We start from the raw sequence: 13,797 nt of genomic DNA on the forward strand, positions 1-13,797 counted from the left end.
TTCAGGGTTTCCAATCGATTCCATGACGAACCAGAACGCCCTGAATCCGGCCGTGCCGCGCTCGCACGCGCACTCTCATCCGCATGCACACGAGGAGGGGCACGGCCACGATCACGGCCATGGACATGACCACGCCCACGAGCATCCGAAGGCCAAGCCGGCCGACGCCTGCTGCGGCTGCAGCAGCACCGCCGGCCACGGCCCGATTCCGCTGGCGCCCGATGCCGGCGACGTGCCAACGGGCGCCTTGCTCTTTCGGATTCCCACCATGGACTGCGCGGTGGAGGAGTCCGAGATCCGCCGCGCGCTGGAGCCCATCGCGGGCGTCAAGGCGCTGCGCTTCCGCCTCGGCGAGCGCACCATGGCCATCACCACCGACGACGGCGTGCTGCCCGAGGCGCTTGCCGCCATCCGCAAGGCGGGCTTCAAGCCCGAGCCGCTGAATGCGCCGGGCGCGCAGGCCGCTCCTGCAGCACCCGCGAAGATCGCAGGCATGAGCGCCGGGCTCGCGCGGCTGGTCGCGGCGCTGGTGCTGGCCATCGCGGCCGAGTCGGTTTCGTTCATGGGGCTGGAGGGCCGGGGCTTCATGGTGTTCGAGATGGCACTGGCGCTGGGCGCCATCGGCCTCGCGGGCCTCGACACCTACAAGAAGGGCTTCGCGGCGCTGGTGCGCGGGCGCCTGAACATCAACGCGCTGATGGCGGTGGCCGTCACCGGTGCCTTCATCATCGGACAGTGGCCCGAGGCTGCCATGGTGATGGCGCTCTACGCGATTGCCGAACTCATCGAGGCCCGTGCCGTGGACCGCGCGCGAAACGCCATCCAGAGCCTGCTGGCCCTCGCGCCCGAGCAGGCCGAGGTGAAGCAGGCCGACGGCAGCTGGAAGACGGTGATGGCGAGCGAGGTGCCGCTGGAGGCCATCGCGCGCATCCGCCCCGGCGGGCGCGTGCCGCTGGACGGCATCGTCACCGAGGGCACCAGCGCCATCGACCAGGCGCCCGTCACCGGCGAGAGCATTCCGGTCGACAAGACCGTCGGCGACCAGGTGTTCGCCGGCACCATCAACCAGACCGCTGCGCTCGAATTCCGCGTGACGGCCGTGGCCGCCAACACCACGCTCGCGCGCATCATCCACGCGGTCGAGGAGGCGCAGGGCTCGCGCGCGCCCACGCAGCGCTTCGTCGACCGGTTCGCCGCCATCTACACGCCCGCCGTCTTCGTGCTGGCGCTGGCCGTCGCGGTGCTCACGCCGTTCTTCATGGACTGGACCTGGACGCAGGCCATCTACAAGGCGCTGGTGCTGCTGGTCATCGCCTGCCCGTGCGCACTGGTCATCTCCACCCCGGTCACGGTGGTGAGCGCACTGGCCTCGGCTGCGCGGCGCGGCATTCTCATCAAGGGCGGCACGTACCTCGAAGAGGCGCGCAAGCTCAAGGCGGTGGCACTCGACAAGACCGGCACCATCACCGAAGGCAAGCCGAAGCTGGTGGCGTCGTCGCTGGTCGGCGAATCCTCGGCCGGCAACCAGGCGGCGGTGTTCGCCATTGCCGCCAGCATCGCGGGCCGCTCCGACCACCCGGTGTCGAAGGCCATCGCCGAAGGGTTGAAGGGCGGGCAGGGCGAAGTCGCCGACTTCACCGCGCTGCCCGGCCGCGGCGTACAGGCCGTGCACGCGGGGCAGGCGTACGTGCTGGGCAACCATCGCTTGATCGAGGAGCGGGGGCTCTGCACCCCGTCGCTCGAAGCCGAGCTCCAGCGCCACGAGGAGGCCGGCCGCACCGTCACGCTGCTTGCTTCGAACGAGGCCGTGCTCGCGCTCTTCGCCGTGGCCGACACCATCAAGGAATCGTCGCAGGCGGCGGTGGCCGAACTGCGCTCGCTCGGCGTGGTGCCCGTGATGCTCACCGGCGACAACATCGCCACCGCCAGGACCATCGGCGCCCACGCCGGCATCGAGGACGTGCGCGGCAACCTGCTGCCCGAGGAGAAGCTCGACGCCATCAAGGCCATGCAGCAGCGCTACGGCGCGGCGGCGATGACCGGCGACGGCATCAACGACGCCCCCGCGCTCGCGCAGGCCGACATCGGCTTCGCGATGGGCGGCGCCGGCACCGACACCGCGATGGAAGCGGCCGACGTGGTCATCATGAACGACGACCTGCGCCGCATCCCCGAGACCATCCGCCTCTCGCGCCGCGCGCACTCGGTGCTGTGGCAGAACATCACCCTGGCGCTGGGCATCAAGGCCGTGTTCTTCGTGCTCGCGGTGTTCGGCAGCGCGACGATGTGGATGGCGGTGTTCGCGGACATGGGCGCGAGCCTGCTGGTGGTGGCGAACGGGCTGCGGTTGATGCGCACGCCGAAGTGAGCGAGGGGGCGCAGGGGCAGTCCGGGAGGGCCAGGCCCGGCTGGCTGCGCGAGGTGGCTTGGGACTAACATAGGCCGGATATCCCTTCCTTCTCCAGCCAGAGTCCTTCGATGTCCGTCACCTCGCTCCTGCTGCAGCTCATCGTCATCCTGGTCACCGCGCGGCTGTGCGGCTGGGTCCTTCGCCACGTCGGCCAGCCCGGCGTGGTCGGCGAGATGGCGGCGGGGCTGATGCTCGGGCCGGTGGTGATGGGGGCGCTCTTTCCCTCGCTGCATGCGCAGCTCTTCTCGAAGGAGTCGCTTCAGGGGCTGTCTTCTCTTTCCACGCTGGGGCTGGTGCTCTTCATGTTCGTCGTCGGCCTGGAACTGCGGGCTTCCAAGGGGGTGCGCGAGCAACTGCGCTCCGCGGGCTACGTGGGCGTGCTGAGCGTGGTCGTGCCGATGGCGCTGGGCATCGCGATCGCGCCGGCGCTGCATCCCGCGCTGGCGCCGGCCGGCGTGGGCTTCTGGCCCTTCGCGCTTTTCATTGCGGCGGCGCTGTCGATCACCGCCTTTCCGGTGATGGCGCGCATCCTGAAGGACCGCGGCATGACGCGCACGCCCTTCGGGCAGCTCTCGCTGAGCGCGGCGGCCGTGGTGGACGTGTTCGCCTGGATCCTGCTGGCGGTGGTGATCGCGCTGGTCGGCGCGGGAGAGGGCTACCAGGGGCTGCTGAAGACCACGCTGGGCATGGCGGTCGTGCTGGCGGCGTTGTTCCTCGGGCTCAAGCCGGCCTTCGCGTGGCTGCTGCGCGTGAAGGCGCCAGAGGGCGAGCCTTCGACCACCGTGATGGCGGCGCTGATGATCGGCCTGCTGGCGACCTCGCTGGTCACCGAGTGGCTGCACCTGCACGCGGTGTTCGGTGCATTCCTGTTCGGCGCCTGCCTGCCGCGCGACGACCGCCTGCTGAAGTCGCTCACCGAGCGCATCGAGCCGATCTCCATCGTGGTGCTGATGCCGCTCTTCTTCGCGCTCGCCGGGCTGGGCACCACGGCCAACGCCTTCTCGGGTGCGAGCCTGGGTGCGATGCTGCTGATCGTGGGCGTGGCCACCGTGGGCAAGATCGCCGGCGGCGCGGCCGGTGCGCGCATGGCGGGCTACGGATGGCGCGACAGCCTCGCCACCGGTTCGCTAATGAATGCGCGCGGGCTGATGGAACTCATCGTCATGAAGATCGGCCTCGACGCGGGCCTCATCGGCCCGGAGCTCTTCACCATGCTGCTGGTAATGGCGCTGGCCACCACCGCGATGACGGGGCCGCTGATCAACCTTTTCATCGGCCGCAAGCAGGCTGTGGCGGCGGACGCCGCGCACGCGAAGCCCTGAGTTCGGTCAGCGCTTGGCCACAGTGAAGCCAATGCGCGTCTCGCCGCCACGGCTCGCGGCGAACACCCGCCCGCCGTGCATGCGGGCGATGGCTTCCACGATCGACAGGCCCAGGCCGTGGTGGCGCGTGGAGCCGTCGCGGGCCTGCGCGGCGCGATAGAAGCGCTCGAACAGGCGGGGCAGGGCGGCCGGGTCGATGGGCTCGCCCTTGTTGACCACGGCCACGGCGAACTCCGTGGCGCCTTGCTCTGCGACTTCTTTGGCGATCTCTTCGGCGATCTCGATGCGTATGGTCGAGGCGGGCGTGGCGAAGCGGATCGCATTGCCCAGCAGGTTGAAGAGCGCGCGGCGCACGAGTGCTGCGTCCACGTCGGCCATGGCGTCGCCGCGCACTTCTGCGCGCAGGCCGGATTCCTCGAGCATCGCGTCGTAGAAGTCGATCACGTCTGCGGCCTGCGCGGCGAGGCTCGTCACCGCCCGGGTGCGCATGGGCGCGCCGCGCTCGGCCTGCGAGAGGAACAGCATGTCAGTGACGATGCCCGAGAGCCGGCCGACCTCCTCGAGGTTGGAGGCGAGCACGGTCTGCAGCTCCTCGTTGCTGCGCGGGCGAGTGAGCGCGAGTTCGGTGGAGCCGATCAGGTTGGCCAGCGGCGTGCGCAGCTCGTGCGCCACGTCGGCATTGAAGGACTCGAGCTGCACGTAGGCGCGCTGCACCCGCAGCAGCAGTGCGTTGAACTGGGTGATCCAGGGGCGCAGCTCCTGCGCGAAGTCATCGGCGTCGATCGGCTGGTTGGCCTTGTCGGGCGCCATCGCCGCGGTGCGCTCGGTCAGCGTCTTCAGCGGCTTCAGGCCGCGGCGCACCAGCCACATGCCTGTAAGCGAGACCAGCGCGGTGCCCAGCACCACGGCGCCCAGCAGGGTCCACGCGAGGCGGCGCAGCAGCTGGGCTTCCTGCGCGGTGTTCACGCCGATGCGAACGGCGAGCTGGGTGGTGGTGCCGGCCTGCGTCCATAGCACCTGCACGTCGCGCAGCATCCACTTGCCGCCGGCCAGCGGACGCGATTCGAAGAGCTGCCTGCCGCCGGCGGAGATCGACAGGGTCACGTCGTCCTGCATCGAGAAGAAGTCGTCGAGCTTGTGGCGAAGGAAGACGAGGTCGCCGCCTTTTTCCGCCTCCTGCAGCAGGTGCTGCACCAGCACGGCCTTGTTGGAGAGTTCCTCTTCCTGCTTCTGTCCGAAGTTCCAGGCCGTGACGAGATAGATGGCGAAGCAGATCACGCTCAACCCGAACAGGGTCTGCGCGGCGAGCCAGAGCGACAGCCGGCTCTGAAGTGATCGCGGCCGGGGGCTCAATGCCAGGAGCGGTCTTCGAGCACGTAGCCCATGCCGCGCACGGTGTGCAGCAGCTTCACGTCGAAGGGGTCGTCGAGCTTGCTGCGCAGCCGGCGGATGGCCACTTCGACCACGTTGGTGTCGCTGTCGAAGTTCATGTCCCACACCTGCTCGGCGAGCGTGGTGCGCGAGAGGATCTGGCCGCGACGGCGCAGCAGCACCAGCAGCAGCGTGAATTCCTTGGCCGTGAGATCGAGGCGCATGCCGTTGCGCATGCACTTGCGGCTGATCAGGTCGACCTCGAGGTCGGCCAGCCGCAGCACCGTGGATTCCTGCGCCTTGCCCCGGCGCAGGAGGGCCTGCACGCGCGCCAGAAGCTCGGAGAAGGAGAAGGGCTTGACCAGGTAGTCGTCCGCGCCCTGCTGCAATCCGAGCACGCGGTCTTCGACCTTGTCGCGCGCCGTGAGCACCAGCACCGGCACGTTCTTCGTACGGCGAAGGGCCTGGAGAACCGAGAAGCCGTCGATGCCGGGAAGCATCACGTCGAGCAGGATCAGCGCGTAGTCGCCTTCGGTGGCGAGGTACTTCCCCTCGATGCCGTCTCGGGCTACGTCGACGACGTAGCCGTTCTCCTCGAGCCCCTTCTTGAGGTAGTCGCCCAGCTTGGGCTCGTCTTCTATGACCAGGATACGCATTGCCGGATCGTATCGAAGCCCTCATGGAATCAGGGTTACGTTTCGGTAATACGCTTGACGGACAAAGCCTCGCCTTCGCGTCGTACAGTGCGCCGGGCCTGCGCCCCGAAGGGCCATTGCCACGAGGGCCGACGCAGGCCGCCGATATACTTTTTGCCTCCATGCGCCGCTGGTTCCTCATCTTCATGCTTGCCCTGCTGCCGTTCCAGTTCAGCTGGGCGTCGGCGTCGGCGTACTGCCAGCATGAGCGCGATTCGCGGCCCGACCACTGGGGCCACCACGAAAGCGAGACGCGCGGCACCGACCGCAGCCACAGCGGCGAAGGCGCGCAGAAGAACTCCAGCACCCAGCCCAATGCCGTGGTCGGCGACTGCGCCGTCTGCCAGTTCGGCCATGCCCAGCACGCCGATGCGCTGGACGAGCCCGCGCAGTCGCCAGCGCACGAGCCTCAGCCGCTGCGTGCGACGGCCGACGAGCGCTTCGCCTCGCACGTCTCCGACGTTCCGGTGCGCCCCGACTGGTCTCTCGCCGCCTGATTCGGCGAGAGAACACAACCCCTTCCTGATACCCACCATCAGCTAGCCGAGCTCTCGCCGAATTCGTCCGTCCGTTGTTTCGCAACCCAGGAGAATTCGATGCGCACGCTCTTCGTGCCGCTGGCCGTGCTGGCCATGGCGGCGCCCCCGGCTTTTTCACAGGTCGCGCAGGTCGCGCAGGCCTCGTCGGCCGGGCCCCTTCATTCACAGTCTTCAATGTCCGCGCCGTCGGGCACGGCCGCTGCCCGCGTGCAGGAGCCCGCGGGCCCGCTCACGCTTCGCAGCGCCGTTGCCATGGCGCTGCAGGCCAACCCCGGCCTGTCTTCCGCGCTGCGCGAACAGGAGGCGACCGAGGCCGCTATCGTGCAGGCCGGCGCCTGGCCCAATCCCACGCTCGACGCGCAGCTCGAAGACCTGCGCCGCGACAACCGCACCACCACGCTGCAGCTGAGCCAGCCCATCGAGCTGGGCGGCAAGCGCGCGGCCCGCGTCACGGCGGCCGAGCGCGCGCGCGACCAGGCCACTTCGGCCCTGGCAGGGCGCCGCGCGGAGATCCGCGCGGCCACCGTCACCGCCTTCTTCGACGTACTCACCGCGCAGGAGCGCCTGCGGCTCGCGCAGGATTCGGTCGGCCTCGCGCAGGCTGCCACCCGCGCAGCCGCCAACCGCGTGGCGGCGGGCAAGGTCTCGCCGCTGGAGGAAACCAAGGCGCGCGTGGCCGAGGCCGGCATCCGCGTCGAACTGATGCAGGCCGAGGGCACGCTGCGCTCCGCTCGCCAGCAGCTCGCAGCGCTGTGGGGCAACCCGAGCCCGCGTTTCACGCAGGTGGATGGCGCGGTCGACCAGTTGCCCGCGATGGCCTCCGCGCAGGACATCGCCAACCGGCTGGCCGATGCGCCTGTGGTGCGGCAGGCCCGGCTGGAGGTCGAGCGGCGCAAGGCGCTGGCCGAACTGGAGCGCGCCAGGCGCATCCCCGACGTGACCGTCTCGCTCGGCGCCAAGCGCGTGCCGGCCTCCGAGGGCGAGAACGGCGGCAGCCGGCGCAACCAGGTGGTACTGGGCCTGTCGGTGCCGCTGCCGATCTTCGACACGAACCGGGGCAACGTCGCCGAAGCCCTGAGCCGCGAGGAAAAGGCGCGCGACGACCTCGCCGCCGCCGAGCTGCAACTGGGCACCGACGTGGCGCAGGCCACCGAGCGCCTGCGTTCCGCGCATGCCACCGCCGAGACGCTGCAGCGCGACGCGCTGCCCGGCGCCGAGAGCGCCTACAAGGCCGCCACCAAGGGCTTCGAGCTGGGCAAGTTCAGCTTCCTGGAGGCGCTGGATGCGCAGCGCACGCTGTTCCAGGTGCGCGCGCAGTACCTGCTCGCGCTGGCCGATGCGCACCGCGCCGCGGGCGAACTCGACCGGCTGCTGGGCAATGAAGGCGAAGCCATCCCGGCCGCGACGCTGACCACCACCACGCCCGCCGCACGCTGAAAAGCAATCAAGGAATTCCACAGATCATGAACACAGAAGAACGCAAGAACTTCGCCGAGCGCATCGGCAAGAAGCAGCTGATCGCCATCGCGGCCGTGCTCGCACTGGGCGTGGGTGCCGGGGCGCTGATCCTGCGCAGCGCGCCTGCCAAGCCCGAGTCGGCCGGCCATTCGGAAGCCGCCGGCCATGGCGACGGCGAGCACCACGAGGAGGGCGGCCACAAGGAAGAGGGCCACAAGGAGGCCAAGGCGGGCGAAGACCACGACCACAGCCACGGCGAGGCCAAGGGCCACAGCGACAAGGAGCACCACGCCGAGGAGGGCAAGGGCGAAACCAAGGCTGCCGCGGGCGAAGCCAAGGGCGAGGAGAAATCCGCCGCGCACGAGGAAGACGAGGAGAAGATCGCCTTCACCGACGACCAGATCAAGGCCGCCGACATCTCCGTCGAAAGCGCCGGCCCCGCGCGCATCAAGCTGTCGCTGCAGCTGCCCGGCGAGATCAAGTTCAACGAAGACCGCACGGCCCACGTGGTGCCGCGCGTGGCGGGCGTGGTCGACAGCGTCTCGGCCAACCTGGGCCAGGAAGTCCGGCGCGGACAGGTGCTCGCGGTGCTGTCGAGCCCGGGACTTTCGGAGCAGCGCAGCGAGCTGCAGTCGGCGCAGCGCCGGCTGGAGCTGGCCCGCACCACCTACGAGCGCGAGAAGAAGCTGTGGGAGGAAAAGATCTCGCCGCAGCAGGACTACCTGCAGGCCGAGCAGGCCATGCAGGAGGCACGCATCGCCGTGGCCAACGCCAACCAGAAGCTGCTGGCGCTGGGCGCCACGCCCGGCGCGTCGGCGCTGGGCCGCTACGAACTGCGCGCGCCTTTCGACGGGATGGTGGTCGAGAAGCACATCTCGCTCGGCGAATCGGTGGGCGAGGCGGTCAACGTCTTCACCATCTCCGACCTGTCGACTGTGTGGGCCGAGATCAGCGTGGCAGCCAACAACCTGAACCTGGTGCGCATCGGCGAGCAGGTGAAGATCCGCTCGACCGCCTTCGACCAGACCGCGACCGGCAAGGTCTCGTACGTGGGTTCGCTGATCGGCGCGCAGACGCGCACCGCCACCGCGCGCGTCACGCTGACCAACCCCGAGCGCATCTGGCGCCCGGGCCTGTTCGTGAACGTCGAGCTGGTGGCCTCGGAGACCGAGGCGCCGGTGACGGTTGCGGCCGACGCGGTGCAGACGGTGGAAGACAAGCCCACGGTGTTCCTGCGTGTGCCCGGCGGCTTCATGCCGCAGCACGTGCAGACGGGGCGCAGCGACGGCAAGCGCGTCGAGATCGTCGGCGGGCTGAAGCCCGGCGCAGCCTACGCGGCCAGCGGCAGCTTCGTCGTGAAGTCGCAGCAGGGCAAGAGCTCGGCCACGCACACCCACTGAGGAAGCCCGCATGTTCGAACGAATCATCCGCTTCTCCATCGAGCAGCGCTGGCTGGTGCTGCTCGCCGTGTTCGGCATGGCGGCGCTGGGCATCTTCAGCTACCAGAAGCTGCCCATCGACGCCGTGCCCGACATCACCAACGTGCAGGTGCAGATCAACACCGCCGCGCCCGGCTACTCGCCGCTGGAGACCGAGCAGCGCGTGACCTACCCGATAGAGACCGTCATGGCCGGCCTGCCGGGGCTGCAGCAGACGCGCTCGCTCTCGCGCTACGGCCTCTCGCAGGTGACGGTGATCTTCAAGGACGGCACCGACATCTACTTCGCGCGGCAGCTCGTCAACGAGCGCATCCAGTCCGCGCGCGAGAGCATGCCGCGCGGCATCTCGCCGGTGATCGGGCCGATCTCCACCGGCCTCGGCGAGATCTACCTCTGGACCGTCGAGGCCGAGGAGGGCGCCAGGAATGCGGAAGGCAAGCCTTACTCGCCCACCGACCTGCGCGAGATACAGGACTGGATCATCAAGCCGCAGCTGCGCAACGTGCCGGGCGTGACGGAGATCAACTCCATCGGCGGCTTCGCCAAGGAGTTCCAGATCGCACCCGACCCGGCCAAGCTGCTGGCCCATGGCCTGACGATGAGCGACATCGTGCTCGCGCTGGAGCGCAACAACGCCAACGTGGGCGCGGGCTACATCGAGAAGCGCGGCGAGCAGTACCTCATCCGCGCGCCCGGGCAGGTGAAGTCGGCGGAGGACATCGGCAACGTGATCCTGGGCAACGCCAACGGCATCCCGCTGCGCGTGCAGGACGTGGCCGAGGTCGGCATCGGCCGTGAGCTTCGCACCGGCGCTGCCACCGACAACGGCCGCGAGGTGGTGCTGGGCACGGTGTTCATGCTGATCGGCGAGAACAGTCGCACCGTGTCGCAGGCCGTCGACAGGAAGATGCAGGAGATCAACCGCACGCTGCCCGCCGGCGTGAAGGCCGTGACGGTGTACGACCGCACGGTGCTGGTCGACAAGGCCATCGCCACGGTGAAGAAGAACCTGTTCGAGGGCGCGGTGCTGGTCATCGCGATCCTGTTCCTGTTCCTGGGCAACATCCGCGCGGCCATCATCACCGCGCTGGTGATTCCGCTGTCGATGCTCTTCACCTTCACCGGCATGGTGAACCAGAAGGTCAGCGCCAACCTCATGAGCCTGGGCGCGCTGGACTTCGGCATCATCATCGACGGGGCGGTGGTGATCGTGGAGAACTGCGTGCGGCGCCTGGCCCACGCGCAGGCCCACAAGGGACGGCCGCTCACGCGCAGCGAGCGCTTCCACGAAGTGTTCGCTGCCTCGCAGGAGGCGCGGCGCGCGCTGCTGTTCGGCCAGCTGATCATCATGATCGTGTACCTGCCGATCTTTGCGCTCACGGGTGTCGAGGGCAAGCTTTTCCACCCGATGGCCTTCACCGTGGTGATCGCGCTGCTGGGCGCGATGATCCTGTCGATCACCTTCATCCCTGCCGCCGTGGCGCTGTTCATCGGCAACAAGGTCAGCGAGAAGGAGAACCGCCTGATGCTGTGGGCCAGGCGCGCCTACGAGCCGCTGCTGGCGCGCGTGATGTCGGCCAAGCCGCTGGTGATCACCTTCGCGGTGGTGGCGGTGGTGCTGTCGGGGCTGCTGGCCACGCGGCTGGGCACGGAGTTCGTGCCGAGCCTGAGCGAAGGCGACTTCGCCATCCAGGCGCTGCGCATTCCGGGCACCAGCCTCACGCAGTCGGTGGAGATGCAGAAGCAGCTCGAACGCACGCTGAAGCAGAAATTTCCGGAGATCGAGCGCATGTTCGCGCGCACCGGCACGGCGGAGATCGCCTCCGACCCGATGCCGCCCAACATCTCCGACGGCTACATCATGCTCAAGCCCGAGAGCGAGTGGCCCTCGCCGAAGCGTTCGCGCGCCGAGGTGCTCGCGGCAGTGCAGGAAGAAGTGGAGAAGCTGCCGGGCAACAACTACGAGTTCTCGCAGCCCATCCAGCTGCGCTTCAACGAGCTGATCTCGGGCGTGCGAAGCGACGTGGCGGTGAAGATCTTCGGCGACGACATGGACGTGCTGAACAAGACCGCGGCAGAGGTTGCCGGCGTGCTCAATGGCATCGCCGGCGCAGCCGAGGTGAAGGTGGAGCAGACCACCGGCCTGCCGATGCTCACGGTGAACATCGACCGCAGCAAGACCGCGCGCTACGGCCTCAACGTGGGCGACGTGCAGGACGCGATCTCCGCCGCCATCGGCGGGCGCGAGGCGGGCACGCTGTTCGACGGCGACCGGCGCTTCGACATCATCGTGCGCCTGCCCGAGGAACTGCGCACCGACCTCGAAGCCATCAAGCGCCTGCCGGTGGCCCTGCCCAAGGGCGCGGGCGCCGAAACCCTGCGCACCAGCTTCATTCCGCTGGGCGAGGTGGCCACGCTCGACATCGCGCCGGGCCCCAACCAGGTGAGCCGCGAGGACGGCAAGCGCCGCATCGTGGTCAGCGCCAACGTGCGCGGCCGCGACCTGGGCTCCTTCGTTGCCGAGGCCGAGGAGGCGATGGGCAAGGTGAAGATTCCCGCGGGCTACTGGACCGTGTGGGGCGGGCAGTACGAGAACCTGGCCTCGGCCACTCAGCGGCTGCAGGTCGTGGTGCCGGTGTCGCTGCTGCTGGTGTTCACGCTGCTGTTCGCGATGTTCGGCAACATCAAGGACGGGCTGCTGGTGTTCACCGGCATTCCGTTCGCGCTCACGGGCGGCATCGTGGCGCTGTGGATGCGCGGCATTCCGCTGTCGATCTCGGCGGCGGTGGGCTTCATCGCGCTGTCGGGCGTGGCCGTGCTCAACGGGCTGGTGATGATCTCCTTCATCCGCAACCTGCGAGAGGGCGGCCTGCCGCTGGACGCGGCCATCCGCGAGGGCGCGCTCACGCGGCTGCGGCCGGTGCTGATGACCGCGCTGGTCGCCTCGCTGGGCTTCGTGCCGATGGCCATCGCCACCGGCACCGGCGCCGAGGTGCAGCGGCCGCTGGCCACGGTGGTGATCGGCGGTATCCTGTCCTCGACCGCGCTGACGCTGCTGGTGCTGCCGCTGCTCTATCGCATCGCGCACCGGCGCGACGAGGAGGAATTGCAGGTGCAGCAGCAGTCCCACGGCGCACCGCTCGATCCTTCAGGTCCTACAGATCCTTCACTGCGAGGTTCGCATGGCACATGAGCATTCGCACGCCACCGGCGGCAACGAGAAGGCGCTTCGCTGGGCGCTGCTGCTGACCTCGGTCTACCTCGTCGCCGAGGTGGTGGGCGGACTGGTGTCGGGCAGCCTCGCGCTGCTGTCCGATGCGGCGCACATGTTCACCGACACGGTGGCGCTGGCGATATCGCTGGTGGCCATCCGCATCGGCAAGCGGCCGGCCGACAGGCGGCGCACCTTCGGCTACTACCGCTTCGAGATCCTGGCGGCAGTGCTCAACGCGGTGCTGCTCTTCTTCGTGGCGATCTACGTGCTGTACGAGGCGTACAGGCGCATCTCGCAGCCGGCCGAGATCCAGTCGACCATGATGCTGCTGGTGGCCGCGGGCGGCCTCTTGGTCAACTTCATCGGCATGCGGCTGCTGGCGTCGGGCAAGGAAGAGAGCCTCAACGTGAAGGGCGCGTACCTGGAGGTGTGGGCCGACATGCTGGGCTCCGTCGGCGTGATCGTCGGCGCCATCGTGATCCGCTTCACGGGCTGGGGCTGGGTCGACTCGGTGATCGCCGTCGCCATCGGCCTCTGGGTACTTCCGCGCACCTGGCGCCTGTTGCGCGAGAGCCTCAACGTGCTGCTCGAAGGCGTGCCCGACGAGGTGGACCTGCCGGCAGTCGAGAGCGCGCTGCTGGGCAGCGACGGGGTGGCGAGCCTGCACGACCTGCACGTGTGGGCGCTGTCCAGCGGCAAGGTGAGCCTGAGCGTGCACGTGGTCTGCACGCCGGATGTGGGCGACCTCGCGCCGCTCGTGCAGCGGCTGCGCGCGATGCTGGCCGAGCGCTTCGACATCCACCACTCGACCGTGCAGGCCGAGCGGGTGCCCTGCGAGCTGGCGGCGGAGAGCCACGGCTTCGGTCCGGCCCCGGCCTGAACCCGCGACAGCGGGGCGGCGGATATCGGACAATCTGCCCGATTCAGGACACGCAGATCGATGAGCCGCAACCCCAAGTCTTCTTCCGCATCGAACCGAACGGCCGAGGCCCGCGCGCCGCAGCGCCGCGCGATTCATGGGGGATCGTCGACCCGGGTGCCGATGGCTTTCGACGTGGGCGCGGTTGCTGCGCCTGCCGCAGTGTCCGCCTCGCCGCGCAGCACCTGGCGGTCGACCGTGGTCGGTTTCGCGATCGGCTTCGGCGTCGTGCTCGCGTTCGCCATGAAATGGCTCATGAGCTACCAGATCGACACCGCGCAGGAGCGCCAGGAGCAGCACAAGGCGATGCGCGCCGCCGCCGTGCGCTGCTACGAGCTCACGTCGAACTCGGCCATCAACGCCTGCCTGAAGGACATCGAGGCGAAGAGTGCCCAGGCGAGCGTCCAGGCGGCCCGTTGAGGGCGCCGGC

At 69.0% G+C, this 13,797-nt stretch carries 10 protein-coding genes; 8 read left to right on the forward strand and 2 right to left on the reverse strand.

What is annotated here, in order from left to right; genetic code table 11:
- Nucleotides 1-22: 22 nt before the first annotated feature.
- Nucleotides 23-2,368, forward strand: coding sequence for a heavy metal translocating P-type ATPase (locus ACTJLF_RS24990; protein ID WP_440884102.1), 2,346 nt, complete (start codon nucleotides 23-25; stop codon nucleotides 2,366-2,368).
- A 110-nt stretch (nucleotides 2,369-2,478) separates the two neighbouring features.
- Nucleotides 2,479-3,732 (forward strand): cation:proton antiporter, encoded by a 1,254-nt coding sequence (locus ACTJLF_RS24995; protein WP_019653445.1) that lies wholly within the window; start codon nucleotides 2,479-2,481, stop codon nucleotides 3,730-3,732.
- A 6-nt stretch (nucleotides 3,733-3,738) separates the two neighbouring features.
- Here the strand turns inward: ACTJLF_RS24995 and ACTJLF_RS25000 are convergent, their stop codons facing one another.
- Nucleotides 3,739-5,085: a heavy metal sensor histidine kinase gene (locus tag ACTJLF_RS25000; RefSeq protein ID WP_440884103.1), complete on the reverse strand. Its 1,347-nt coding sequence runs from the start codon at nucleotides 5,083-5,085 to the stop codon at nucleotides 3,739-3,741.
- Nucleotides 5,082-5,759 carry a heavy metal response regulator transcription factor gene (locus ACTJLF_RS25005; RefSeq protein WP_019653443.1) on the reverse strand — a complete coding sequence of 226 codons (678 nt, stop codon included), beginning with the start codon at nucleotides 5,757-5,759 and terminating at the stop codon, nucleotides 5,082-5,084. The genes ACTJLF_RS25000 and ACTJLF_RS25005 overlap by 4 nt, the downstream gene beginning before the upstream one ends.
- A gap of 161 nt (nucleotides 5,760-5,920) precedes the next feature.
- Between ACTJLF_RS25005 and ACTJLF_RS25010 the strand changes: the two genes are divergently transcribed.
- From ACTJLF_RS25010 to ACTJLF_RS25035, 6 genes are all read left to right on the forward strand, one after another.
- On the forward strand, nucleotides 5,921-6,295 hold the full coding sequence (locus ACTJLF_RS25010) for a hypothetical protein (RefSeq protein ID WP_019653442.1): 375 nt from the start codon (nucleotides 5,921-5,923) through the stop codon (nucleotides 6,293-6,295).
- Nucleotides 6,296-6,394: 99 nt separating this feature from the next.
- A complete protein-coding gene (locus ACTJLF_RS25015) occupies nucleotides 6,395-7,774 on the forward strand; it encodes a TolC family protein (RefSeq protein WP_440884104.1) in 1,380 nt (459 codons plus the stop codon).
- A gap of 26 nt (nucleotides 7,775-7,800) precedes the next feature.
- Nucleotides 7,801-9,195 (forward strand): efflux RND transporter periplasmic adaptor subunit, encoded by a 1,395-nt coding sequence (locus ACTJLF_RS25020; RefSeq protein ID WP_440884105.1) that lies wholly within the window; start codon nucleotides 7,801-7,803, stop codon nucleotides 9,193-9,195.
- A gap of 10 nt (nucleotides 9,196-9,205) precedes the next feature.
- Nucleotides 9,206-12,427, forward strand: coding sequence for a CusA/CzcA family heavy metal efflux RND transporter (locus ACTJLF_RS25025; protein WP_440884106.1), 3,222 nt, complete (start codon nucleotides 9,206-9,208; stop codon nucleotides 12,425-12,427).
- Nucleotides 12,417-13,328: a cation diffusion facilitator family transporter gene (locus ACTJLF_RS25030; RefSeq protein ID WP_184605175.1), complete on the forward strand. Its 912-nt coding sequence runs from the start codon at nucleotides 12,417-12,419 to the stop codon at nucleotides 13,326-13,328. Before ACTJLF_RS25025 ends, ACTJLF_RS25030 begins: the two co-directional genes overlap by 11 nt.
- A 60-nt stretch (nucleotides 13,329-13,388) precedes the next feature.
- The gene (locus ACTJLF_RS25035) at nucleotides 13,389-13,787 is read left to right on the forward strand and encodes a hypothetical protein (protein WP_020722989.1); all 399 of its coding nucleotides are present in this window, start codon (nucleotides 13,389-13,391) and stop codon (nucleotides 13,785-13,787) included.
- The last annotated feature ends 10 nt before the right edge of the window (nucleotides 13,788-13,797 follow it).

It is taken from the genome of Variovorax sp. 22077, assembly GCF_052044195.1.
Classification (GTDB): Bacteria; Pseudomonadota; Gammaproteobacteria; order Burkholderiales; family Burkholderiaceae_C; genus Variovorax; species Variovorax atrisoli.

Bases quoted from the DNA above. Each gene is read 5' to 3' on its own strand.
- ACTJLF_RS24990 (WP_440884102.1), top strand. From the start codon at position 23: ATGACGAACCAGAACGCCCTGAATCCGGCCGTGCCGCGCTCGCACGCG.
- ACTJLF_RS24995 (WP_019653445.1), top strand. From the start codon at position 2,479: ATGTCCGTCACCTCGCTCCTGCTGCAGCTCATCGTCATCCTGGTCACC.
- ACTJLF_RS25005 (WP_019653443.1), bottom strand. From the start codon at position 5,759: ATGCGTATCCTGGTCATAGAAGACGAGCCCAAGCTGGGCGACTACCTC.
- ACTJLF_RS25010 (WP_019653442.1), top strand. From the start codon at position 5,921: ATGCGCCGCTGGTTCCTCATCTTCATGCTTGCCCTGCTGCCGTTCCAG.
- ACTJLF_RS25015 (WP_440884104.1), top strand. From the start codon at position 6,395: ATGCGCACGCTCTTCGTGCCGCTGGCCGTGCTGGCCATGGCGGCGCCC.
- ACTJLF_RS25020 (WP_440884105.1), top strand. From the start codon at position 7,801: ATGAACACAGAAGAACGCAAGAACTTCGCCGAGCGCATCGGCAAGAAG.
- ACTJLF_RS25025 (WP_440884106.1), top strand. From the start codon at position 9,206: ATGTTCGAACGAATCATCCGCTTCTCCATCGAGCAGCGCTGGCTGGTG.
- ACTJLF_RS25030 (WP_184605175.1), top strand. From the start codon at position 12,417: ATGGCACATGAGCATTCGCACGCCACCGGCGGCAACGAGAAGGCGCTT.
- ACTJLF_RS25035 (WP_020722989.1), top strand. From the start codon at position 13,389: ATGAGCCGCAACCCCAAGTCTTCTTCCGCATCGAACCGAACGGCCGAG.